This window comes from Ruegeria sp. AB6 (assembly GCF_056542685.1).
On the sequence record NZ_JBQGAD010000002.1, the window covers coordinates 333273 to 355133 of the forward strand.

The following is a 21861-nucleotide window of genomic DNA, read 5'->3' on the forward strand; positions in this document are numbered from 1 at the left end:
GGGCCGGTGGGGGCTCTGCCCCCACGCCCCCGGGATATTTTTAGCCAGATGAAGTGGGATCCTGACGTTTCAGGTTAAGCTGGGCGCAAAGTGTTTCGACGATGTCGTCCAGTGCGTTTTTTTGAGAGTTTACGCAGGATTTTGCAGCTTCGCGGGCCGTGTTCAGTGTGTTTGGATCAGACAGCCATCGGGTGACAGCCTTCGTTAGCTCTGGTGCTGTTCGGACCTCGGTCGCGCCCCCTGTTTCGATCAGAGGGGCGAAGGTCTCGGCGAAGTTGAAATAGCCGGGACCGGTGATCACGGCTGCGCCAGCTTGGGCAGGTTCGAACGGATTATGGCCACCGATTTCCCTGAGGGACCCGCCGAGGAACACAATAGGGCAGAGCGCATACCAGGTGCCGGTTTCGCCCAGCGTGTCGGCGACATAGATTTGTGCATCCTGCGCAATGGGTTGCGACGCAGAGCGGAAGGCTGCCGTTAGGTGAGACTGTTGGATCAGCGCGGCGACGTCGCCTCGACGCTCGGGGTGGCGAGGGATCAAGAGGAGCAGCAGGTCGGGCCAGCGGTTCAGCAGTTCGGCATGGGCCGACAGTACGGTTTCCTCTTCTCCGGCGTGGGTCGAACTGGCGATCCAGATGGGGCGGTCACTGATTTGGGTTCGAATTTCCTCAAGTGTGGTGCGGTCCACCGGTAGCGGGTCGGACATCGCTTTGAGGTTCGTGCCCGGTTTCACGCGGGTTTCTGGGGCACCCATGGCAATCAGGTTGCGGGCAGTTTTGTCGTTTTGGGTCAGGAAAAGGGTGAATTGGTCCAGAAGGAAACGCGCTGTTTGGGGCCGTTTTTTCCACCCCTCAACAGAGCGATCTGAAAGTCGTGCATTCAGCAGTGCCAGAGGTGTGTCGCGATTGTGGGTTTCGGTGATAAGCCGCGGCCAGATTTCGCTTTCGACAAAGATGGCAGCATCGGGTCGCCAGTGGTCCAGAAAGCGCCGGACAGGACCAGCTGCGTCCAAGGGCGGGTATTGATGACGCGTCCGGGGCGGCATCCGCTTTTCGATGAGCGCCGCCGATGTGGGCGTTCCTGAGGTGACCAGGAAATCGGCATCCGGCAGGCGTTCGCCCAGACGTTTGATCAGAGTGATGACCGACAGAGTCTCGCCCACACTGGCGGCGTGAAACCAGATGAGTTGGCCTTTGGGGCGCGGTTGGCTGGCGTGACCCAGTCGCTCATGTTGGCGCAGGGTTGGGACTTCTGCCGCCAGAAGTTTCTTGCGCACCGCGCGCCATACGAAGGGGGCCGCCACAGCAGTCAGGCCGCAATACAAATGGTAAAGCAGCGTCGGTCGGCCAGAAGGGGCGGCCATGTCAGCCGCCTGTGTGGCTCATGTGGCGGCTCATTTTGCCATCCACCGACTGGCGGGAATAGTCGAAATCATGCCCCTTGGGCTTGAGGTCGATTGCGGCCCGGATCGCCTCTTCCAGCGGTTGCTCGGTGTCGGGATGGTTGCGCAGCGCACCGCGCAGGTCTGCCATATCCTCTTGCCCGAGGCACATATACAGCTCACCGGTGCAGGTCAGGCGCACGCGATTGCAGCTTTCGCAGAAATTGTGCGACAGTGGCGTGATGAAGCCGATCTTTTGGCCTGTCTCTTCCAGACGGACATAGCGCGCGGGTCCACCGGTGCGTTCGGCCAGGTCGGACACTGTGTAGTGGTTTTCGTATTCCTTGCGCACATCTTTCAGTGACCAGTATTGGTCCAACCGGTCTTCGTTGCCGATATCCCCCATGGGCATCACCTCGATCCAGGTCAGGTCCATGTCGCGTTCGGCACACCATTTTGTGATCGTGGGGAGCTCTTCTTCGTTGAAGCCTTTCAACGCAACCGCATTGATTTTGATCCGCAACCCGGCCTTTTGCGCCGCATCAATTCCGTTCAGAACTTGCTTGAGACGTCCCCAGCGGGTGATCTGAGCGAATTTGTCCTCGTCCAGCGTATCCAGCGAGATATTCACCCGCCGTACGCCAGCGGCGTAGAGGTCATCGGCAAAGCGATGCAGCTGCGATCCATTGGTGGTCAGCGTCAGCTCTTTCAACGCGCCGCTGTCCAGATGCCGGGTCATGGCGTTGAAAAACGTCATGATATTGCGGCGTACCAGCGGCTCACCCCCGGTGATCCGTAACTTTTCTACGCCCATGTTCACAAAGGTCGAACACATGCGGTCCAGCTCTTCCAGCGTCAGTAGGTCCTTTTTGGGCAGGAACTTCATGTCCTCGGACATGCAGTAGACACAGCGGAAATCGCAGCGGTCCGTGACGGAGACGCGGAGATAGGTGATGGCGCGGGCAAACGGGTCGATAAGTGGAGCAGTCATGCGACATAGGTAAAGCGCCACCCGCGCTGCGACAAGGGCGAACTGTGCTTTGCGCTGGTACAGATGCGCGCACGGCAGTAGGGTTCGGGCATGAGGTATTTGCTTTTGCTGTGTTGTGTTCTGGTCGTGGGCTGTGATGCGGTCCGGTCGACCACGGACCGGGTCTTTAATCGGGGTGAACCCGCGCCCAAGCCAGAAGAGGCTGTGGTTGAAGAGGTTGTCGAACCCGAACCGGCCCCAGCAACCGCTGCCGGTTGGATCGGGGCCAAGACCACGATTGCCAGCTTGGGCGATCCGACGACGCCGGGGCGCTGGATGCAGACACCTCTGGTCGAGACGGAATTTACCGGGCGGGTGCTTGTACCCCGTACTGGCGCGCAGGCTTATATCACGCTGGTTCCCGCACCGGGGCCCGAAGGCGGGGGGAGCCGCCTGTCGCTGGACGCGATGCGAGAGCTGTTGTTGCCCTTTGACGAACTGGTCGAGCTAGAAGTCTACTCCAACTGATCTTTCAGGTACTTGCCTGCTTCGCGGCGGGCAAAGGGTTTCATCGCCGAGCCATGCGTTTGCAAAAAGGCGATGACGCGCGGTGCGTCGTGCTTGGACAATTCGCGCAGCCACCACGCGATAGATTTCTGGATGAACCAATTACGGTCAGGCACATAGCCCGCAGCCCAGCCCAGAATCCGATCCCGGTGTTTCAGGTCGTCTGGTTTGGGATGGTTCTGTTTGGTCCAAGGCAGGGTAGCGACCAAAGCCGCGCGACGGGTCCACATGTGGTCGGATGTCGTCCAGCGTTCGACCTGATCCAACCGCACAGGATCGGCGGACACGCGTTTCTGCATTGCCATACAGGCGTGGTCGGCAACGGCCCAAGCGTCGAAATCGGGCAGCCAGCTGTGCAACAGATCCCATGCGGCATCATCTGGCCGGATGCGTGCCTGTGTCAGCAGCTTGGCAGCGGCGATGCGGGCCTCGTGGATATTCGTCTGCCAAAGCGCATCTGCCAGAGCGACGCGGTCCGGCACATCCAGCTCTTGCCGCCAGCTTTTGGTCAGATCATTCAGAACCGGATTGGGCACGCCCAGATATGGACGGTCCACCTTGTGATAGGCGGCGGCCTGCTGCGCGCGCTCAGTGTCCGCAAACGTTTTGATCTGGTCCAGATATGCGGCGGCTTGCATCATTCGACGGTGACGGACTTCGCCAGATTGCGCGGCTGGTCCACATCCGTCCCCTTTGCCACGGCTGTGTGATAGGCCAGCAACTGCGCCGGAACCGAATAGAGGATGGGCGCAAGGCTCGGGTGGATGTGCGGCATTCGAATGGTGCTTTGAACCCCGTCCTTGGCTTCGGCGATGCCGTCATCGTCGGAAACGAGGATCACCTTGCCTTTACGCGCCATCACCTCTTGCATGTTCGACACCGTCTTATCGAAAACCGCATCGCGTGGGGCCATCACCACCACGGGCATATGTTTGTCGATCAAGGCGATGGGGCCGTGCTTCAGTTCACCTGATGCATAACCTTCGGCGTGTATATAGCTGATTTCTTTAAGTTTTAGCGCGCCCTCCATCGCCAGAGGATACATCAAGCCACGCCCCAGAAACAGAACGTCGCGCGCCTCGGACAGGCGTTGGGCAGCGGCGCGGATGGCATCGTTTTGCTCCAGCGCGCTGTTCAGCACCGATGGCAGACCGCGCAAGGCGGCGGCGTGATCCGCCAGTTCCTCGGGCGTCAGGGTGCCTCGGTCGGCAGAGGCCTTCAGCGCCAGCATCAGCAACACGCTCAGCTGGCAGGTGAATGCTTTGGTCGAGGCGACGCCGATCTCAACCCCCGCATGGATCGGTAGAGCAATATCGCTTTCCCGCGCGATTGAGCTTTCAGGGACGTTGACGACCGATACGATCTTGTCGGCCTTGCCCTCGCAATAGCGCAGCGCGGCCAGCGTGTCGGCTGTCTCGCCCGACTGGCTGACGAACAGCGCAGCTGTGCGACCGGGAATGGGCGGTTCGCGGTAGCGGAACTCGCTGGCGATATCGACCTCGACAGGGATCTTGGCCAGTTGCTCGAACCAGTATTTCGCGGTCAGACAGGCATAGAAAGCAGTGCCGCAGGCGACCATGGTCAGGCGATCCAGCTTGGTGAAATCCAGATCGCCGGGCAAGGTGATCTCATCCCCGCCGGTGCGCAGATAGGATCGGATCGCTTCGGCCACGACAACGGGCTGTTCGGCGATTTCTTTGGCCATGAAATGCTTGTGCCCGCCCTTGTCGGCGCGGGATTGGTCGATCTTGATCTGGCGGACTTCCCGATTGACCAACTCACTGGTTTCGTTGCGGATCTCCAGCGAGGTGCGGGTTAGTACCGCGCGGTCACCCTCTTCAAGATAGGTAATACGGTCGGTTAGTGGGGCCAATGCGATGGCGTCCGAACCCACGTACATCTCGCCATCCCCGTGGCCGACGGCCAGCGGAGAGCCCTTGCGCGCCGCCACGATCAAATCGTCCTGACCGTCGAAAAGGAACGCCAGCGCAAAAGCACCTTCAAGCCGGTCGATGGTCTTGTTCGCCGCATCAACAGGGGACAGGCCGGATTTCAAGTGGTGTTCGGCCATCAGAGCCACGGTTTCAGTGTCGGTTTCGGTTACGAAATCCACACCATGTTCGGCCAGCTCAGCGCGCAGCTCGCGGTAGTTTTCGACGATCCCGTTATGCACCACAGCCACGGGGCCCGCCTGATGCGGGTGCGCATTGGTCACCGAGGGTACGCCGTGTGTGGCCCAGCGGGTATGGCCGATACCCGACTTCCCGGGCAATGGGTCATGTACCAGCAAATCGCTGAGGTTCACCAGCTTGCCCACGGCCCGTCTGCGCCCCAACGCACCGTTGTTCACGGTCGCAATCCCGGCGCTGTCATAGCCTCGATATTCAAGACGCTTCAGCGCCTCAACCAGAATGGGGGCGACCTCGTGTTCGCCCAAAACGCCTACGATACCACACATGGGTCAGGCTCCTTTATCGCGGCGAGCCTTCTTCGCCTTGAGCATGTCAAAAAGTTTGCGCGCATAGCCGGGTTTGTTGTCCTGCTTGGCCCGCGCCACGGCGAGAGCGTCGGGCTCGACGTCGCGCGTGACCACTGTGCCCGTCGCCGTCATCGCACCGTCACCCACGGTCACGGGGGCAACCAGCATGGTGTTTGATCCGATGAACACATTCTCACCAATCGCTGTCTTGTGCTTCATCACCCCGTCATAGTTGCAGGTGATCGTACCCGCTCCGATATTTGTTGCCGCACCAACAGAGGCATCCCCGATATAGCTGAGGTGGTTGACCTTAGCCCCTTCGGCGACCTCGGCATTCTTGATTTCGACGAAATTCCCGATGCGCGTGTTCTCGGCCAGTTCAGTGCCGGGGCGCAGGCGGGCATAGGGCCCGACGATGGCTCCGCGGCTCACATGGCAGCCCTCAAGATGCGAAAACGCCCGGATGGTTGCGCCACTTTCGACGGTGACGCCGGGGCCGAAGACCACGTTGGGCTCGATCACAGTGTCCCGCCCGATGATCGTATCGGCGGCCAGATAGACGGTGTCGGGGGCCATCAGCGTGACGCCCAGATCCAGAAGTTCGGCACGGGCGCGGGTTTGGAACACCGCATCAGCGGCCGCCAGATCTGCACGTGAATTCACGCCTAGCGTCTGCGCCTCGTCACAGGCAACGGCGGTGACTTTCAGATCCCGGCTGCGGGCGATCTCGACCACGTCGGTCAGGTAGTATTCCTTGGACGCATTGTCATTGCCCACGGCGTCTATCAACGAGAACAAGGTTTGCGCATCACAGGCCAAAAGTCCAGAATTGCAGAAGCTTATCGCGCGCTCCTCATCAGAGGCGTCCTTGAATTCGACAATCCGTTCCAGCGTGTCGCCCTGCATGACAAGACGACCGTAGCGGGCGGGATCGGCAGCTTCGAACCCCAGAATGACCAGATCATTCTGCGCGCGCGCCTCGATCATGCGTTCCAGCGTGTCGGGCTGCAGAAACGGAGTGTCACCGTAAAGGACAACCACATCACCTTCGAACCCCTCTAGCGCGGTTCGGGCTTGGGCAACGGCATGGGCGGTGCCCAACTGCTCTTCCTGCACGGCAATCTGCGCGGTCTCATCTTCGGCATTGGCAACCTTAGCGACGGCCTCGGAGCCGTGGCCGGTGATAATCACCGTGCGTTCGGGCGACAGCACGGCCCCGGCGCGTATGGCGTGGACCAGCATCGGAGCTTGAGCGATGGGATGCAGTACTTTGGGGATATCCGAATTCATCCGGGTGCCTTTTCCGGCGGCGAGGATGACAAGGGCGGTGCTCATGAATTCGTTTTCTCTTTGTGTTTTGTTGGCGACCGTTTTATCCGCTGGGGGCAAAGGCGCAAGCGGTTCGGGCATCAAACTAGATTGCCGTTTGCAACACGACGTGGCGAAAACCCGCCGAGGCAGGAGGCTCTATGCGTACAGTAATCTTCGATCTGGATGGAACTTTGGCGGATACATCCGGCGATCTGCTAGAGGCCGCGAACCATTGTTTTCGCCATATGGGCCATGGCGATGTGCTGATCCACGGGCAGGATGCTGGTGTGGCCCTTCGGGGTGGTCGGATGATGCTGACCCACGGGTTGAAGCGTGTTGGCGCTTTCGAAGAACAGACCATTTCGGACTATTACCCGATGCTGCTAGAGGCCTATGCGCAGGCCATCGACACCCATACCACTTTCTATCCCGGCGCGTTAGACGCGGTAGAGGCGCTGAAAGTGGCCGGTTACGGCGTGGGCATCTGCACCAACAAGCCCGAGGCGCTGGCGCATCAGTTGTTGTCGCAGATGGGGGTGCGCGATCAGTTCGCCGCGCTGGTCGGGGCCGATACGTTGCCCGTGCGCAAACCCGACCCCGAACCGCTGCGCGAGGCTGCGCGGCGGGCAGGTGGTCATCCCGACCTGTGTGTTCTGATCGGCGACTCCGATACCGACCGGAACACGGCAAAGGCGGCGGGTGTGCCGTCGGTTCTGGTCACATTCGGCCCGTCTGGTGACGACATGGCCGCGCTGGAGCCCGAGGCGTTGCTGCATCATTTCGATGATCTGCCCCGCGTGGTCGAGGGGTTGATCGGTGCGGCGGCTTAGTCTCTTGACCCAAGCGGGCGTGAGGACCAGAACAGAGCCATGACCGAGATATTCACTGGCAGCTTCACCCAGCAGGAACCCATCCCCGAAGAGGCGGTCGAGGCCGCGCTCGCTGTACTGCGCCATGGGCGGTTGCACCGATATAACGTGGTGCCCGGAGAACTGGGCGAAACCGCGCTGCTGGAGCAGGAATTCGCGGCGCAGATGGGGGCGAAATACTGTCTGGCGGTATCCTCGGGCGGATATGCGCTGGCCACGGCCCTGCGCGCCGTTGGGGTGCAGCCGGGTGATCCGGTGCTGACCAATGCTTTCACGCTGGCGCCGGTGCCGGGGTCAATCGCCTCGGTCGGGGCGAGGCCTGTGTTCGTGGGCGTGACCGAAGGGTTGGTGGTTGATCTGGACGATCTTGAAGCCAAGCTGGATCAGGCGCGAGTGCTGATGCTCAGCCATATGCGCGGGCATCTGTGCGATATGGACCGGCTGATGCAGATGTGCGACGCCGCAGGAGTGATCGTGATCGAGGACTGCGCCCATACGATGGGGGCAGCGTGGCGCGGGCAATTGTCGGGGCGGCAGGGGGCCATCGGCTGCTATTCCTGCCAGACGTATAAGCATGTGAACTCGGGTGAAGGCGGCTTGCTGGTCACCGATGATGAGGAATTGGCGGCCAAGGCGACGATGCTGTCGGGATCTTATATGCTCTATGAACGTCATCTGGCCGCGCCGGGGCCAGAGGTGTTTGAGCGGATTAAATATACCACCCCCAATGTCTCGGGCAGGATGGATAACCTGCGGGCGGCGATCCTGCGGCCTCAACTGCGGGATCTGGACCAGCAGGTTTCGCGCTGGAACGAACGCTATGCTGAGATCGAAGATGGTCTGCGCGACACGCCTGGCCTAACTATTGTCGAACGGCCCGAAGGTGAGACCTATGTGGGCTCATCCATTCAATTCCTGTTGCTGGATTGGTCGCCCGAGCGTATCGCCGAGGTGATCCACCGCTGTGCTGCGCGTGGGGTCGAGTTGAAGTGGTTCGGCGGGGCCGAGCCCACCGGGTTTACCTCGCGCTATGACAGTTGGCGCTATGCGGATAGCGCGCCTTTGCCTGCCAGTGACCGGGTGCTGGCGGGGATCATGGATATGCGGGTGCCGCTGACATTCTCGCTGGAAGATTGCCGCCTTATTGCGCGGATCATCCGGGCCGAGGTTGGCGCGGTCTATCAATCCTGACCAGCGCTAATGCGCGCGCTGGTCCAGCGGGTGTTTGTTGTTTTTACCCAGACGCTCGACAAACCGTTTTTGCTGTTTGATCTGCGGGATGGTCTGCTGCGAGGTTGACGGGGTGACGGCTGGCAGGCCCGGGAACAGCAGGTGGAGCTCCTCCAACGCCTCGGCAGATAGGGCTGACAGAGACATCGGCGACAGCAACATGCTTTCACTGGGGGCACCGTTCGCAAATACAATTTCATGGTCATCGAAAAGCAGATGGAAATAAGTCGTCGCACACGCCTGCGCCTCGACTTCTACCTCTGGCAGGGCGGTCAGCCGAATGGCTGAGATCAGAACCTCGCGCGCGCCAAACATACGTTCTGCCACGGGCGACGAGGCCTGCATCCGGTGCTGTCGTGACACCAACAAATCCGTATGCGGCATCCCTTGTCCAAGCGCACCTTTGGCAATGCGGATCGGAAGCAGCTTGGGTTCAGCCGTCATCTCGGCCTTGGAAACATGTCGCCGCCCGACCCATTTCAAAGCTTTGGCCCCCGATTGCGTCATCACCAGATCGCCGGCCTTCAACTGTTCGACGGGGATTTCACCATGTTCTGTGTCGATCAGCGTTCCCTGACAGAAACAGATCAGAAGCGAGATGTTGTCGACAATCGCGCCAAGGCTGTCATCTACGCCGATTTCGGTGAATCGCAGCGTGTAGTCACCCGCCTCGGGGAAATCGACGTCTATGATGATTGTTGTGAAGCTGGCCTCAGTTGGCAGAACGGTCATGGTTGAAATCACGATGCCGTCGCTGTCCACGATTTCGACCGTGAACCCATCGGTGCCCGCGTTACCCAACGAGGCTGTGCGCAATGCTGTATCGAATTCCAAAATACCCGAATGCGCATCGTCCAGCGTAAACGTCTGTTCCAAAACGGTGGTGAAACCCGAGCGGCCATCCAATTCTGAAACCAGATTCCTTGAACCATTTCCAAGGAAGGCAAACTCGGGGTTGATTTCCACGTCGGTGCCCGACCAGTTCGAGCGGCCGCTGCTGAAATCTCCGTTAATAATCACATTCGTCGGGGCCATGGGATCTGCTTTCCAAATGATTTTCGACTCAACGCATGTCGGCGAGACCCTATTGGCTCAGCGTCGGGACGACAATGTGTTGAAATCGTGAAGATACTCTGAATCCGAGGTTTTTTGAGTGATTGCGCCAGGTTCTTGACGTCCGCGCTTGTCCGTGTCAAATTATTTGAACAAGTGTTCATTAATCCAGTTGGAGGAAGTCGGGGATGTTCACGGCCACAATGCAGTTCGATCTGGGTGAAGATGTGAATGCCCTGCGGGAGATGGTTCATCGCTGGGCGCAGGAGCGGGTCAAACCGAAGGCTGCCGAGGTCGACAAATCCAACGCCTTTCCCAATGACTTATGGCGCGAGATGGGTGATCTGGGGATGTTGGGTATTACCGTACCCGAGGAATATGGCGGAGCGGGGATGTCCTATCTGGCCCATACCGTCGCAGTTGAAGAGGTGGCGCGGGCTTCGGCCTCGGTTTCGTTGTCATATGGGGCGCATTCAAATCTATGCGTCAACCAGATCAAGCTGAATGGGACGGACGAACAGAAAGCAAAATACCTGCCGCGACTTGTCTCGGGTGAACATGTTGGCGCGCTGGCCATGTCCGAGGCCGGAGCCGGATCGGATGTGGTGTCAATGAAGCTGCGCGCCGAAAAACGCAACGACCATTACCGGCTGAATGGCAGCAAATACTGGATCACCAATGGGCCGGACGCGGATACTCTGGTCGTATACGCCAAGACAGACCCCGAGGCGGGATCGCGCGGAATCACCGCTTTTTTGATCGAGAAAGAGATGACCGGGTTTTCGACATCCCCGCATTTCGACAAGCTCGGGATGCGTGGGTCAAACACGGCCGAGCTGATCTTTGAAGATGTCGAGGTTCCGTTCGAAAACGTGTTGGGCGAGGAGGGCAAGGGCGTCGCGGTTTTGATGTCCGGTCTGGATTATGAACGCGTGGTGCTGGCCGGGATCGGCACTGGTATCATGGCTGCCTGTCTGGATGAGATCATGCCCTATCTGTCCGAGCGCAAGCAGTTCGGTAAACCTATCGGGTCGTTCCAGCTGATGCAGGGCAAGATCGCCGATATGTATACGGCCATGAATTCGGCGCGGGCTTATGTCTACGAAGTCGCGAAAGCCTGTGATCGGGGTGATGTAACGCGGCAGGACGCGGCGGCATGTTGCCTCTATGCGTCCGAGGCCGCGATGACACAGGCGCATCAGGCTGTACAGGCGATGGGCGGGGCCGGGTTCCTGTCGGATTCTGCCGTCAGCCGGATTTTCCGCGATGCGAAGCTGATGGAGATCGGTGCAGGCACCAGCGAAATCCGCAGGATGCTGATTGGCCGCGAGTTGATGAGTGAGATGTCGTGACGAAAAACGCCCCGCAACAGGATGCGGGGCGCAGAAGTGTTGGATCAGAAACGATGGACGTAGGAAACGCCAATCAGCCAGGGGTCGATCTCGGCTTCGCCGATATCGGCACCATCAAGCGACACGTCCGAGTCGATGTCGAACCAGCGCACGTTCAGACGTACGGCACCTTGTTCGGTGATGGCGTAGTCCAGACCGGCTTGCAACGCGAGGCCGACCGAGTTGTCCAGCTCAAGATCGCCCAAGGCAGAGCTTTCATCAAAGAAGATCGTGTAGTTGATGCCGGCACCGACATAGGGTTTCCAGGCGGTGCCTGTGTCGAAGTGGTAGTTCAACGACAGGGTGGGCGGCAGATGCTTGAGGCTGCCTGCGTCGACGCTGCCCCCCAGCGTGACTTCATGGCTGAACGGGGTTGCAGCCAGCAGCTCGATGCCCAGATTGTCGCGGACAAAGTATTCAACGGTGAAGATTGCGCTGACGTCGGAATCGACTTCGGCGTCCAGCCCGGCCAGCGTACCGTTATCGGATTTGGGCTCCAGATACCCCGCACCGATACCAACGGTCCAGTCACCCTGGTTCTGAGCAAGAACAGGAGAAGCAAGCGCCACAAGCGCAGTGGAAAGTGTCAAAGCGGCGAGTTTTTTGGTCATTTCATGGCCTCTGAATGTTTTGATGCTTCGGTTTTGCATCAACCGATCCCTGCCAACTCTGATCTGTGTCAAGTTTCTGTGACAGTTGGGGTGCGCGCGAAAAGGAAAAATCTTGTTGAATCAAGAGGTTCAAGCCATGTGTCCCGCTAGAAACATACCAGGTATGCTGGGTGTGGGTGGCTGGGATGTGCCAGACCGACTCAATATGGCGGCGCAATGTCTGGCGCAGCCGCATGATCAGGTTGCAGTCGTTGATCTGACACGCGATGCGCGAAAGGACATAACGCTCCGGGATCTTGCGCGGATGACGGATGGCATTGGGCAGGTGTTGCAACAACGGATCAGGCCCGGTGATCGGGTTGGTGTATTGCTTAGTCAGTCGCCTTGGTGTGCTGCGGCGCATCTGGCGATCTGGAAACTGGGCGCGATCTCGGTGCCTTTGTTCAAGCTGTTCCAGCGCGATGCGCTGGCGTCACGCGCGGGCGACGCCGGGGTGCAGGTTGTGCTGACGGATGCCGAGGGGCAGACGCTGCTGAGTGGGTTGGCGGATCCGCTGCGTGTCGACCAAATCGCACCGTCGGATCAGACGCTACCCTTTGCCGATACCGGCCCCGAGGATCCGGCGGTGCTGATCTATACCTCGGGCACCACTGGCAGCCCCAAGGGCGCGCTGCACGGGCATCGGGTGCTGACCGGCCATCTGCCCGGCGTGTCGATCAGCCATAACCATCTGCGCGACGGCGATTGCCTGTGGACCCCCGCCGACTGGGCGTGGATCGGTGGGCTGTTTGACGTGCTGATGCCAGGTCTGGCGCTGGGCATTCCGGTGGTCGCTGCGCGGCTTGAGAAGTTCACGCCCGAGGCCTGCGCCGATGTGGTCGCGCGCGGCGGGGTGCGCAACGTTTTCTTTCCGCCCACCGCGCTGCGGATGTTGAAAGCGGCGGATCAGGCCATTCCCGGTCTGCGTTCGGTCGCCTCGGGCGGCGAGCCGCTGGGGGCCGAGATGCTGGCCTGGGGGCAGCGGGCGTTTGGTCTGACGATCAACGAATTCTACGGGCAGACCGAATGCAATATGGTCGTGTCCTCCTGCGCCGAGGATTTCCCCGTGCGCCCCGGTTGTATTGGCAAACCGGTGCCGGGGCATGAGGTGGCGGTGATCGACGAGGATGGCCATCCGACCGATGAAGAGGGCGACGTGGCCATCCGGCGCGGCTCGGCCTCGATGCTCTTGGAATACTGGAACCGGCCTGAGGCAACAGCTGAGAAGTATCGTGGCGACTGGCTGATCACCGGCGACCGTGGCGTGTGGGTGGGTGACTATCTGCGCTTCGTGGGGCGCGATGATGACGTGATTACGTCGGCCGGATACCGGATCGGCCCTGCCGAAATCGAGGATTGCCTGCTGACCCACCCGGCAGTGGCGACCGTGGGCGTGGTCGGCAAGCCCGACAAGCTGCGGACCGAGATCGTCAAGGCCTATGTGGTGTTGAAGCCAGGGGCCGAAGCGTCGGGCACAGAGCTGCAGGAGTGGGTCAAGGCTCGTCTGGCGCAGTATTCCTACCCGCGCGAGGTGGCGTTTCTGGAGGAATTACCGATGACGGTGACGGGAAAGGTTATCCGGAAGGAATTGAAGGCGCGGGCTGCTGGGGAGACAGCTGTATGAAACTAGTCAGCCTATTTTTAGTTACTTTGTGCTTTGCATCAAAAGCGAGTGCGCAGAGTACGGAGTCCCAATACATTGATGCTCTTGCATGGCTTGACGGATGTTCGGCTTTGTCGAGGGGCGCCCCAATCACTCAGATGCATATGGATACCAAGTGCTTTGAGTGGGGAGTTAGGCATTGCTACTATCCACCCTCTTTAAAGACGCGAATTTCTTGCAAGAATGCGTTTGTCAGGCACCTAGAAATACGATCGCATGAAATACTTGCAGAGCTCCCGAATGAGATTCCTGTTGTGAATGAGGCGGAAGCCCAGAACTACCTAAACGTTCTATCCCGATCACGCGCAAAGGTTGGGGCAAGCGATTGCACCTCAGGCGGGGAAAACGGTGACATCCTGACTAGGTGTCACGTGAAAGCGTCGGGGCTTCGATGGGTGGAGGCTCGCAGGTTGGCTAGGTGGGCTGGGCTATCTAAACCGGAAGGTAAAGACCAATGAAGCTAGTATCCAAAGCCATGCCTACCTCTGAGGGCTACAAGGCAAACCGCACCGCCCATCTCGACGCTCTGGCGCACATCTCAGCTGCTGCCGAAGCGGCCCGTATGGGCGGCGGTGAGAAATCCCGCGCGCGGCATGAAGCCCGCGGCAAGATGCTCCCCAGACGCCGGGTGGCGAACCTGTTGGACGCGGGGTCTCCGTTTCTGGAAGTCGGCGCAACGGCGGCGCATGGGATGTATGGCGATGCCGCGCCTTGTGCCGGGGTGATCGCGGGGATTGGCCGGGTCCAGGGGCGCGAGGTTATGGTGGTGTGCAACGACGCCACCGTGAAGGGCGGCACCTATTATCCGATGTCGGTCAAGAAACACCTGCGGGCACAGGAGATCGCCGAGGAAAACCATCTGCCCTGCATCTATCTGGTCGATAGTGGCGGCGCGAACCTGCCCAATCAGGATGAGGTTTTCCCGGACCGCGACCACTTTGGCCGCATCTTCTACAATCAGGCGCGGATGAGCGCCAAGGGGATTGCTCAGATCGCGGTGGTGATGGGGTCCTGCACGGCAGGCGGGGCTTATGTGCCCGCGATGTCGGATGTAACGATCATCGTCAAGGAACAGGGCACGATCTTTCTGGCCGGTCCGCCTCTGGTCAAGGCCGCGACGGGCGAGGTGGTCAGCGCCGAGGATCTGGGCGGTGGTGACGTACATACTCGCCTTTCCGGTGTGGCGGATTATCTGGCCGAGGATGACGCGCACGCTTTGGCCTTGGCGCGCCGCGCCGTGGGGTCGCTGAACCTGCGCAAACCGCAGACGGTGGATTGGGCCAGCCCTGAGGACCCGGCCTATGACCCCGAGGAAATCCTTGGTGTTGTCCCTGCCGATCTGCGCACACCCTATGACATCCGCGAGGTGATTGCGCGGCTGGTCGATGGCTCGCGCTTCGATGAGTTCAAGCCGCGCTTCGGGGAAACGCTGGTAACCGGCTTTGCTCATGTTAAAGGCTGCCCGGTTGGGATCATCGCCAATAACGGCGTGCTGTTTTCTGAGGCAGCGCAAAAGGGCGCGCATTTTGTCGAGCTGTGTTCTCAGCGTCGCATCCCGCTGGTGTTCCTGCAGAACATCACCGGGTTTATGGTCGGCCGCAAATACGAGAACGAGGGCATCGCGCGGCACGGGGCCAAGATGGTGACGGCGGTGGCGACGACCTCGGTGCCGAAGGTCACGATGCTGGTGGGCGGGTCATTTGGCGCGGGGAACTATGGCATGGCAGGACGGGCATATCAGCCGCGATTCCTGTGGACATGGCCGAATTCGCGAATCTCGGTGATGGGCGGTGAGCAGGCCGCAGGCGTTCTCGCCACCGTTAAACGCGACGGGATCGAGCGGCAGGGCGGCACGTGGTCGGCCGAGGAAGAGGCCGAACTCAAGCGCCCGACCTTGGACATGTTCGAAGAGCAATCGCATCCGCTTTATGCCTCAGCGCGGCTTTGGGATGACGGCATCATCGACCCGCGAAAATCACGCGATGTGTTGGCCTTGTCGCTGAGTGCGGCGTTGAATGCTCCCATCGAGGAGACACGCTTTGGCGTGTTCAGGATGTAAAATGGTCGATCTGAAAAAACTGAAATCCCGCTACCCCGATGCGCAGACCTTCAAGTTTGGAGACAACGCAACGCTGAGCGCCGAGTTGTTGGCGTTGGTGCGCGCGGGAAAGAAAACCGCGACCTGCGGCGCGTTGCGAGACTATCCTGAGGGCAGCGCGGACATTCCGGTTGTGGGGCGGCGCGATATTGCTTTGGATTGGGATGATCGCCCCGCTTTGGTCATCGAAACGATTGAAGTTTCGATCTGCCGTTACTGCGATGTGACCGAGGAATTTGCGTTGGCCGAAGGCGAGAATGAGACGCTTGAGGGGTGGCGCGCAGATCACCGCCAGTACTTTGAACGAAATGGCGGGTTCGAGCCCGAGATGGAGCTGCTCTGCGAGCGGTTCCGGTTGGTCGAAGATCTGACGGTTGAGGGGTAAGTCATGTTCACCAAAATCCTGATTGCCAACCGGGGTGAGATTGCTTGTCGGGTGATCGAGACCGCTCAGAAGATGGGTGTGGCCTGCGTTGCGGTCTATTCTGATGTGGACGCCTCGGCCAAGCATGTACAGATAGCGGACGAGTCCGTGCATATCGGTGGCGCGGCCCCGGCGGAGAGCTATCTGAAGGGCGACACGATCATTCAGGCGGCGCTCGACACCGGAGCGCAGACGATCCATCCGGGATATGGGTTTCTGTCCGAGAATCCCGATTTCGTCGATGCGGTCGAGGCGGCAGGCCTTACCTTCATCGGGCCTTCGGCGGATGCGATCCGTAAGATGGGCCTCAAGGATGCTGCCAAAGTCTTGATGGAACAGGCGGGCGTGCCTGTGGTGCCGGGCTATCATGGCGACAATCAGGACCCCGAGCATTTGGCTGGTGCCGCAGACACAATCGGCTACCCTGTTCTCATCAAAGCTGTTGCAGGTGGCGGCGGAAAGGGTATGCGGCTGGTTGAACGTGCCGAAGATTTCGCAGACGCTCTGCACAGTGCGCGAGGCGAGGCGCGCACGGCCTTTGGCAACGACGCCGTTCTGGTCGAGAAATTCGTCTCCAAACCGCGCCATATCGAGGTGCAGGTTTTCGGCGACGGCACCCATGCGGTTCATCTGTTCGAACGCGATTGCTCGTTGCAGCGGCGGCACCAGAAGGTGATCGAAGAGGCTCCGGCACCCGGTATGACGGCTGAAATGCGCGAAGCGATGGGGCAGGCGGGTGTACGCGCCGCCGAGGCGATTGGCTATAAGGGCGCGGGTACGGTTGAATTCATCGTTGATGCCTCGGACGGGCTGAGGCCGGATCGGTTCTGGTTCATGGAGATGAATACCCGTCTGCAAGTGGAGCATCCCGTGACCGAGGCGATTACCGGGGTTGATCTGGTGGAATGGCAATTGCGGGTGGCCGCGGGCGAGACGCTGCCGAAACAGCAGAGTGACCTTTCTATCTCGGGTCACGCATTCGAGGCGCGGCTGTATGCCGAGGACGTGCCCAAAGGCTTCCTGCCTGCCACGGGGACGTTGACGCATCTGCACTTCCCGGCGCATTGCCGCGCCGATAGCGGTGTGCGGGCAGGGGATACGATCAGTCCGTGGTATGACCCAATGATCGCAAAAGTCATCGTCCACGGCCCTACGCGCGACATTGCGCTGGAACGGTTACACCGTGCGCTGCGGCAGACCGAGGTCGCGGGCACTGTAACTAACCTTGCCTTTCTGGGCGCGCTGACGCGCCATCAAGGGTTCGCATCGGGTGATGTGGATACCGGGCTGATCGGGCGTGATCTGGATGGGTTGGTTCAGACCTCGGCAACCTCAACGCGTGCTGCAGTTGCGGCGGCCATGACCGCTGCGGGTTTGGTGGACACATCCGAGGAAACTGGGTTCTCGCTTTGGGCGCCTCTGCATCGTGCCGTTCAGCTTATGGCGGATGATGTGATTGATCTGGATGTGCAGGTCGAAGGTCCGAACCGGCAGGTTTGGCACATCGGCAACGATACTTTAGTGGCTGAACGTGGCCCCGGAGGCTGGGTGATCGATGGCGAAGCGATGCCGTCTGTATCGGTTGCGGGCTCTCGGATCACTGTGTTCGAGGCGTATGGTCAGGTGTTCGATCAGATCGATCCGCTGGACCGCGATACCAGCGCCACCGGCGACACCAATGTGATTGAGGCCCCTATGCCCGGTCTGGTCAAGGCGGTCTTTGCGCTGGCTGGGCAGGCTGTGGCCGAGGGCGACCGGTTGGCCATCCTTGAGGCTATGAAGATGGAGCATTCGTTGCTGGCAGCCCGCGATGGCGTTGTGGCCGAAGTGCTGGTCGAGGCGGGCGCTCAGGTCGAGGCCGGGGCCGCACTGGTCCGGCTGGAGGAGGAATGATCTGTTCCTGCCGCCTCAGCCGTGGCACAGTTGGATCAACAGCTTAGCGGAGGAGTAAGATGGGCGATCGGGTCGAGATATTCGAAGTGGGGCCGCGCGACGGGCTGCAGAACGAGCAGCGGGAAATCCCGGTTGCGGAAAAGATCGCTCTGGTCGATTGCCTGAGCCGGGCCGGGTTCAACCGGATCGAGGTGGCCAGCTTTGTCTCGCCCAAATGGGTGCCGCAGATGGCAGGCAGTGCCGAGGTACTGGCAGGGATCAATCGGGGCGACGGTATCCGCTATGCTGCGCTGACACCGAATATGCATGGATATGAGGACGCGTTGGCCGCTAAAGCGGATGAAATTGCAGTGTTTGCCTCGGCGTCCGAGGGGTTCTCGAAGGCCAATATCAACGCGACGATTGCAGAATCCATCGAACGCTTTACCCCGATCCTTGAAGCCGCACGCCATATCGACCTGCCAGTGCGGGGCTATGTGTCTTGCGTGACCGACTGCCCCTATGACGGTCCGACCGCGCCCGAGAAAGTGGCCGAAGTGGCGGACAAGCTGTTTGCGTTGGGCTGTTATGAGGTCTCGTTGGGCGATACCATCGGGCAGGGGACGCCGGATACCATTGCTCATATGCTGCTGGCGGTGCGTGAGAGAGTGCCGGTCACGCGGTTGGCGGGACATTTCCATGATACAAATGGGCGAGCCATCGACAATATCGACGCGGCACTTGCGCTGGGTGTTCGCAGTTTCGATACGGCAGTTGGCGGATTGGGCGGATGCCCTTATGCGCCTGGCGCGGCTGGCAATGTCGCGACCGAAGCGGTTGTCGCTCATCTGGAACGATTGGGGTATGAGACGGGCATAGACATGGCCACAGTAGAAGAAGCCGCGCAGATGGCGCGCGCCATGCGGGCGGAGTAAGAGATGTTCGAAACGATCTCGGTTACGTTGGGTGCGCGTGGTGTTGCCACTCTGACGCTGAACCGCCCGGAAAAACACAATGCCATGTCGGCGCAAATGATCTCCGAACTGACGCAGGCGGCGGAGCAGTTGGGGCCCGACGACGCAGTTCGGGTGGTCGTTCTGACCGGGGCGGGCAAAAGTTTCTGCGCTGGAGGTGATCTGGGCTGGATGCAGGCGCAGATGGCGGCTGACCCCGAAACCCGTTTCGTTGAGGCGCGCAAACTGGCCGAGATGTTGCAGGCCTTGAACACGATGCCCAAACCGTTGATCGGCTTGGTGCAGGGAAACGCATTCGGAGGCGGGGTGGGGCTGGCCTCGGTCTGCGATATCGCCATTGGGGTTGATACGCTGAAGATGGGGTTGACCGAAACCCGGTTGGGTCTGATTCCGGCCACCATTGGCCCTTATGTAATCTCCCGTATGGGTGCGGCGCGCGCACGGCGCGTCTTCATGTCGGCGCGCCTCTTCGATGCCGCCGAAGCCGTTCAGCTTGGGCTGTTGGCCAAGACTGTCCCGGTAGATGATCTGGCCGATGCGGTTGAGGCCGAAGTCACACCCTATCTGTCCTGTGCGTCCGGCGCGGTCGCCTCGGCCAAAGCGCTGGTGCGTGATCTGGGGCCGCGGATTGACGACACCGTGATCGACCAGACCATCCGAGCCTTGGTGGATCGGTGGGAAACCGATGAGGCGCAGGAGGGAATCGCCGCCTTTTTCGAGAAACGAAAAGCTGCATGGATTGATAAGGTTTAGCCGATAGTCCCAAGCCAGCGGGGTCGGGAATCGCCGTGGTGAACCAACCCGTATTGGCAAGCGGATATTTCACGCCCTGCGCGTTTGTGTTCGGTTGACCCTCTGACCCCGCAGGGATAGAGAATGTCCAGTCAACACGCCAATTGACGGCGCACCCTTAGGGGGTATGCGCAGGAAAGGAGCTATTCGTGGAAGACCTGCTGCGGGAGTACCTCCCGATTCTGGTGTTTCTGGCCGTTGCCGTAGGCCTTGGGATCGTCCTGATTCTGGCCGCTGTGGTTTTGGCTGTCCGCAATCCCGACCCTGAAAAGGTCAGCGCATATGAATGTGGCTTCAACGCCTTTGACGATGCGCGGATGAAGTTCGATGTCCGGTTCTACCTAGTCTCAATCCTATTCATCATCTTCGATCTGGAAATCGCCTTCCTGTTCCCCTGGGCCGTTGGCTTCAAAGACATCAGCGATGTGGGATTCTGGTCCATGATGGTGTTTTTGGGCGTTCTGACCATTGGCTTTGCCTATGAATGGAAGAAAGGGGCCTTGGAATGGGAGTGATGACGGGTGCAAACACCGCCGGCGTCGATAAAGAAGTCGCCACCCAGGCCCTGAATGCCGAGTTACAGGACAAGGGTTTCCTGCTGACCTCAACCGAGGACATCATCAACTGGGCGCGTACCGGGTCTTTGCACTGGATGACATTCGGTCTGGCCTGCTGCGCGGTTGAGATGATGCACACCTCGATGCCGCGCTATGATGCGGAACGGTTTGGCATCGCACCGCGTGCCTCCCCGCGTCAGTCCGACGTGATGATCGTGGCCGGGACGCTGACCAACAAGATGGCCCCTGCGCTGCGCAAGGTCTATGACCAGATGCCCGAGCCGCGTTATGTCATCTCGATGGGGTCCTGCGCCAATGGGGGCGGGTATTACCACTATTCCTATTCCGTTGTGCGCGGTTGCGACCGCATCGTTCCGGTGGATATCTACGTGCCCGGTTGCCCTCCGACCGCCGAGGCGCTGCTTTATGGTCTGATGCAATTGCAACGCAAAATCCGCCGAACGGGGACGATTGTCCGATGAGTGGTGCTGTCGTCAGGCGCTGGGAAGCCGTTGTCGCTCGGGAGGAAGTTCCGGGCTGGGTTGAGACATTTCGTACCCGTGCTTTGCCCGGAATGCGCACCCTGAACGGGTTCCTGTCAGTTTCCTTCTTGGTCAGACGCGAGCAGGACCCTTGCCACATCGTCGTGCTAACAAAATGGCGCGATATGGCGGCTATTGTGGCTTACGCTGGCCAAAACGCCGAAAAGACGGTCATGCCTGATTTTATGGCGAAGTTTTTCAAGTCATACGATGCCGAAGCAACGTTTTATGACGAAGTTCTTCAGGAGGGACGCGATGAGTGAAGCGCTCAAAGAACTCGGCGCGCAGCTTGAGCTGAAGCGGGCCGATTGTGTTCTGTCCTGGGATGTGTCCCATGGCGAACTGAACGTGGATGTGGCCCCATCGAACCTTGTGGAATTCGTGGAATTTCTTCGGACGGACCAGAACTGCAAATTCTCGTCTCTGGTTGATATCACCGGCGTCGATTACCCCGAGCGGGCCAAGCGGTTCGATGTGGTTTATCACTTCTTGTCGATGTATCAGAACCAGCGCATTCGCCTGCGGGTTTCGGTGCGCGAAGAGGATATGGTGCCTTCGATCGTGGATGTTCACCCCTCGGCCAACTGGTTCGAACGTGAGGTGTTCGACATGTTCGGCATCCTGTTCTCGGGTCACCCCGACCTGCGGCGGATCCTGACTGACTATGGCTTCCGCGGCTATCCGCTGCGCAAGGATTTCCCGACGACGGGCTATACCGAGGTTCGCTATGACGAGGCTGAAAAGCGCGTCGTATACGAACCGGTCAGTCTGGTGCAGGAATACCGGCAGTTCGATTTCATGTCCCCATGGGAAGGTGCGAATTACATCCTACCAGGGGATGAAAAACAGGAGTAGCCATCATGTTTGAGTTCCTGATCTGGATAGTTCTGGTGGTCGTAACGATCGTACCGATGATCAAGCTACTGCCGCATTTCGGGATCAACAAGAACTGGGCGTTTGCCTGCGTCATCTCTCCGGCTGTGATTGTCCTTTTGTGGATGATGGCCATGAAGCTGCAAGAGACGGAGCGACACTGAC

At 59.8% G+C, this 21861-nt stretch carries 22 protein-coding genes; 15 read left to right on the forward strand and 7 right to left on the reverse strand.

All coding sequences use genetic code 11. The features are described 5' to 3' along the window. Positions 1-40 precede the first annotated feature (40 nt). Together ACR0DB_RS05770 and moaA are read right to left on the reverse strand one after the other, a co-directional pair. Positions 41-1363, reverse strand: coding sequence for a 3-deoxy-D-manno-octulosonic acid transferase (locus ACR0DB_RS05770; RefSeq protein WP_480549465.1), 1323 nt, complete (start codon positions 1361-1363; stop codon positions 41-43). Position 1364: 1 nt separating this feature from the next. Further along, positions 1365-2372: a GTP 3',8-cyclase MoaA gene (gene moaA / locus ACR0DB_RS05775; RefSeq protein ID WP_480549467.1), complete on the reverse strand. Its 1008-nt coding sequence runs from the start codon at positions 2370-2372 to the stop codon at positions 1365-1367. A gap of 90 nt (positions 2373-2462) precedes the next feature. Here moaA and ACR0DB_RS05780 point away from each other — a divergent pair, with 90 nt between their 5' ends. Continuing rightward, positions 2463-2879, forward strand: coding sequence for a hypothetical protein (locus ACR0DB_RS05780; RefSeq protein ID WP_480549469.1), 417 nt, complete (start codon positions 2463-2465; stop codon positions 2877-2879). Here ACR0DB_RS05780 and ACR0DB_RS05785 read toward each other — a convergent pair. From ACR0DB_RS05785 to glmU, 3 genes are read right to left on the reverse strand one after another with little or no spacing between them, the layout of a single operon-like run. Next, positions 2867-3556, reverse strand: a complete 690-nt coding sequence (locus ACR0DB_RS05785; RefSeq protein ID WP_170784676.1) for a DNA alkylation repair protein — start codon at positions 3554-3556, stop codon at positions 2867-2869. The genes ACR0DB_RS05780 and ACR0DB_RS05785 overlap by 13 nt on opposite strands. Next, positions 3556-5376 carry a glutamine--fructose-6-phosphate transaminase (isomerizing) gene (glmS, locus tag ACR0DB_RS05790; protein ID WP_480549471.1) on the reverse strand — a complete coding sequence of 607 codons (1821 nt, stop codon included), beginning with the start codon at positions 5374-5376 and terminating at the stop codon, positions 3556-3558. The genes ACR0DB_RS05785 and glmS overlap by 1 nt, the downstream gene beginning before the upstream one ends. A 3-nt stretch (positions 5377-5379) precedes the next feature. Then, positions 5380-6732, reverse strand: a complete 1353-nt coding sequence (glmU, locus tag ACR0DB_RS05795) for a bifunctional UDP-N-acetylglucosamine diphosphorylase/glucosamine-1-phosphate N-acetyltransferase GlmU (RefSeq protein WP_480549473.1) — start codon at positions 6730-6732, stop codon at positions 5380-5382. Between the two features lie 134 nt (positions 6733-6866). Between glmU and ACR0DB_RS05800 the strand changes: the two genes are divergently transcribed. Together ACR0DB_RS05800 and ACR0DB_RS05805 are read left to right on the forward strand one after the other, a co-directional pair. Further along, entirely contained in the window at positions 6867-7538 is a 672-nt protein-coding gene (locus tag ACR0DB_RS05800) for an HAD-IA family hydrolase (protein ID WP_480549475.1), read from the forward strand. A gap of 39 nt (positions 7539-7577) precedes the next feature. After that, complete coding sequence (locus tag ACR0DB_RS05805; protein ID WP_480549477.1) at positions 7578-8768, forward strand: DegT/DnrJ/EryC1/StrS family aminotransferase; 1191 nt, start codon at positions 7578-7580, stop codon at positions 8766-8768. A 6-nt stretch (positions 8769-8774) separates the two neighbouring features. Here the strand turns inward: ACR0DB_RS05805 and ACR0DB_RS05810 are convergent, their stop codons facing one another. Next, a complete protein-coding gene (locus tag ACR0DB_RS05810) occupies positions 8775-9842 on the reverse strand; it encodes a Hint domain-containing protein (RefSeq protein ID WP_480549479.1) in 1068 nt (355 codons plus the stop codon). 206 nt (positions 9843-10048) lie between these two features. Between ACR0DB_RS05810 and ACR0DB_RS05815 the strand changes: the two genes are divergently transcribed. Further along, positions 10049-11212 (forward strand): isovaleryl-CoA dehydrogenase, encoded by a 1164-nt coding sequence (locus tag ACR0DB_RS05815; protein WP_480549481.1) that lies wholly within the window; start codon positions 10049-10051, stop codon positions 11210-11212. A gap of 44 nt (positions 11213-11256) precedes the next feature. On the opposite strand, the gene ACR0DB_RS05820 is transcribed toward ACR0DB_RS05815, so the two are convergent. Then, positions 11257-11862: an OmpW/AlkL family protein gene (locus ACR0DB_RS05820; protein ID WP_170769258.1), complete on the reverse strand. Its 606-nt coding sequence runs from the start codon at positions 11860-11862 to the stop codon at positions 11257-11259. A gap of 136 nt (positions 11863-11998) precedes the next feature. On the opposite strand from ACR0DB_RS05820, the gene ACR0DB_RS05825 reads away from it, so the two are divergent. The 11 genes from ACR0DB_RS05825 (at position 11999) to ACR0DB_RS05875 (ending at position 21860) form a co-directional block, all read left to right on the forward strand. Then, the gene (locus ACR0DB_RS05825) at positions 11999-13525 is read left to right on the forward strand and encodes an AMP-binding protein (protein WP_480549483.1); all 1527 of its coding nucleotides are present in this window, start codon (positions 11999-12001) and stop codon (positions 13523-13525) included. Between the two features lie 493 nt (positions 13526-14018). Continuing rightward, on the forward strand, positions 14019-15623 hold the full coding sequence (locus ACR0DB_RS05830; RefSeq protein ID WP_480549485.1) for a carboxyl transferase domain-containing protein: 1605 nt from the start codon (positions 14019-14021) through the stop codon (positions 15621-15623). Position 15624: 1 nt separating this feature from the next. Next, positions 15625-16047: an ASCH domain-containing protein gene (locus tag ACR0DB_RS05835; RefSeq protein ID WP_480549487.1), complete on the forward strand. Its 423-nt coding sequence runs from the start codon at positions 15625-15627 to the stop codon at positions 16045-16047. 3 nt (positions 16048-16050) lie between these two features. After that, on the forward strand, positions 16051-17979 hold the full coding sequence (locus ACR0DB_RS05840) for an acetyl/propionyl/methylcrotonyl-CoA carboxylase subunit alpha (RefSeq protein WP_480549489.1): 1929 nt from the start codon (positions 16051-16053) through the stop codon (positions 17977-17979). Between the two features lie 59 nt (positions 17980-18038). After that, positions 18039-18893, forward strand: a complete 855-nt coding sequence (locus ACR0DB_RS05845; protein ID WP_480549491.1) for a hydroxymethylglutaryl-CoA lyase — start codon at positions 18039-18041, stop codon at positions 18891-18893. Positions 18894-18896: 3 nt separating this feature from the next. Then, positions 18897-19685, forward strand: coding sequence for a crotonase/enoyl-CoA hydratase family protein (locus tag ACR0DB_RS05850; RefSeq protein ID WP_480549493.1), 789 nt, complete (start codon positions 18897-18899; stop codon positions 19683-19685). 188 nt (positions 19686-19873) lie between these two features. Beyond that, a complete protein-coding gene (locus ACR0DB_RS05855) occupies positions 19874-20239 on the forward strand; it encodes an NADH-quinone oxidoreductase subunit A (RefSeq protein ID WP_050602775.1) in 366 nt (121 codons plus the stop codon). Beyond that, complete coding sequence (locus ACR0DB_RS05860) at positions 20230-20763, forward strand: NuoB/complex I 20 kDa subunit family protein (protein WP_037307875.1); 534 nt, start codon at positions 20230-20232, stop codon at positions 20761-20763. The genes ACR0DB_RS05855 and ACR0DB_RS05860 overlap by 10 nt, the downstream gene beginning before the upstream one ends. Further along, positions 20760-21086 (forward strand): antibiotic biosynthesis monooxygenase, encoded by a 327-nt coding sequence (locus ACR0DB_RS05865; RefSeq protein WP_480549495.1) that lies wholly within the window; start codon positions 20760-20762, stop codon positions 21084-21086. The genes ACR0DB_RS05860 and ACR0DB_RS05865 overlap by 4 nt, the downstream gene beginning before the upstream one ends. Then, the gene (locus ACR0DB_RS05870; RefSeq protein WP_480549497.1) at positions 21079-21678 is read left to right on the forward strand and encodes an NADH-quinone oxidoreductase subunit C; all 600 of its coding nucleotides are present in this window, start codon (positions 21079-21081) and stop codon (positions 21676-21678) included. Before ACR0DB_RS05865 ends, ACR0DB_RS05870 begins: the two co-directional genes overlap by 8 nt. 5 nt (positions 21679-21683) lie before the next feature. Beyond that, entirely contained in the window at positions 21684-21860 is a 177-nt protein-coding gene (locus ACR0DB_RS05875; protein ID WP_480549499.1) for a hypothetical protein, read from the forward strand. Position 21861 lies beyond the last annotated feature (1 nt).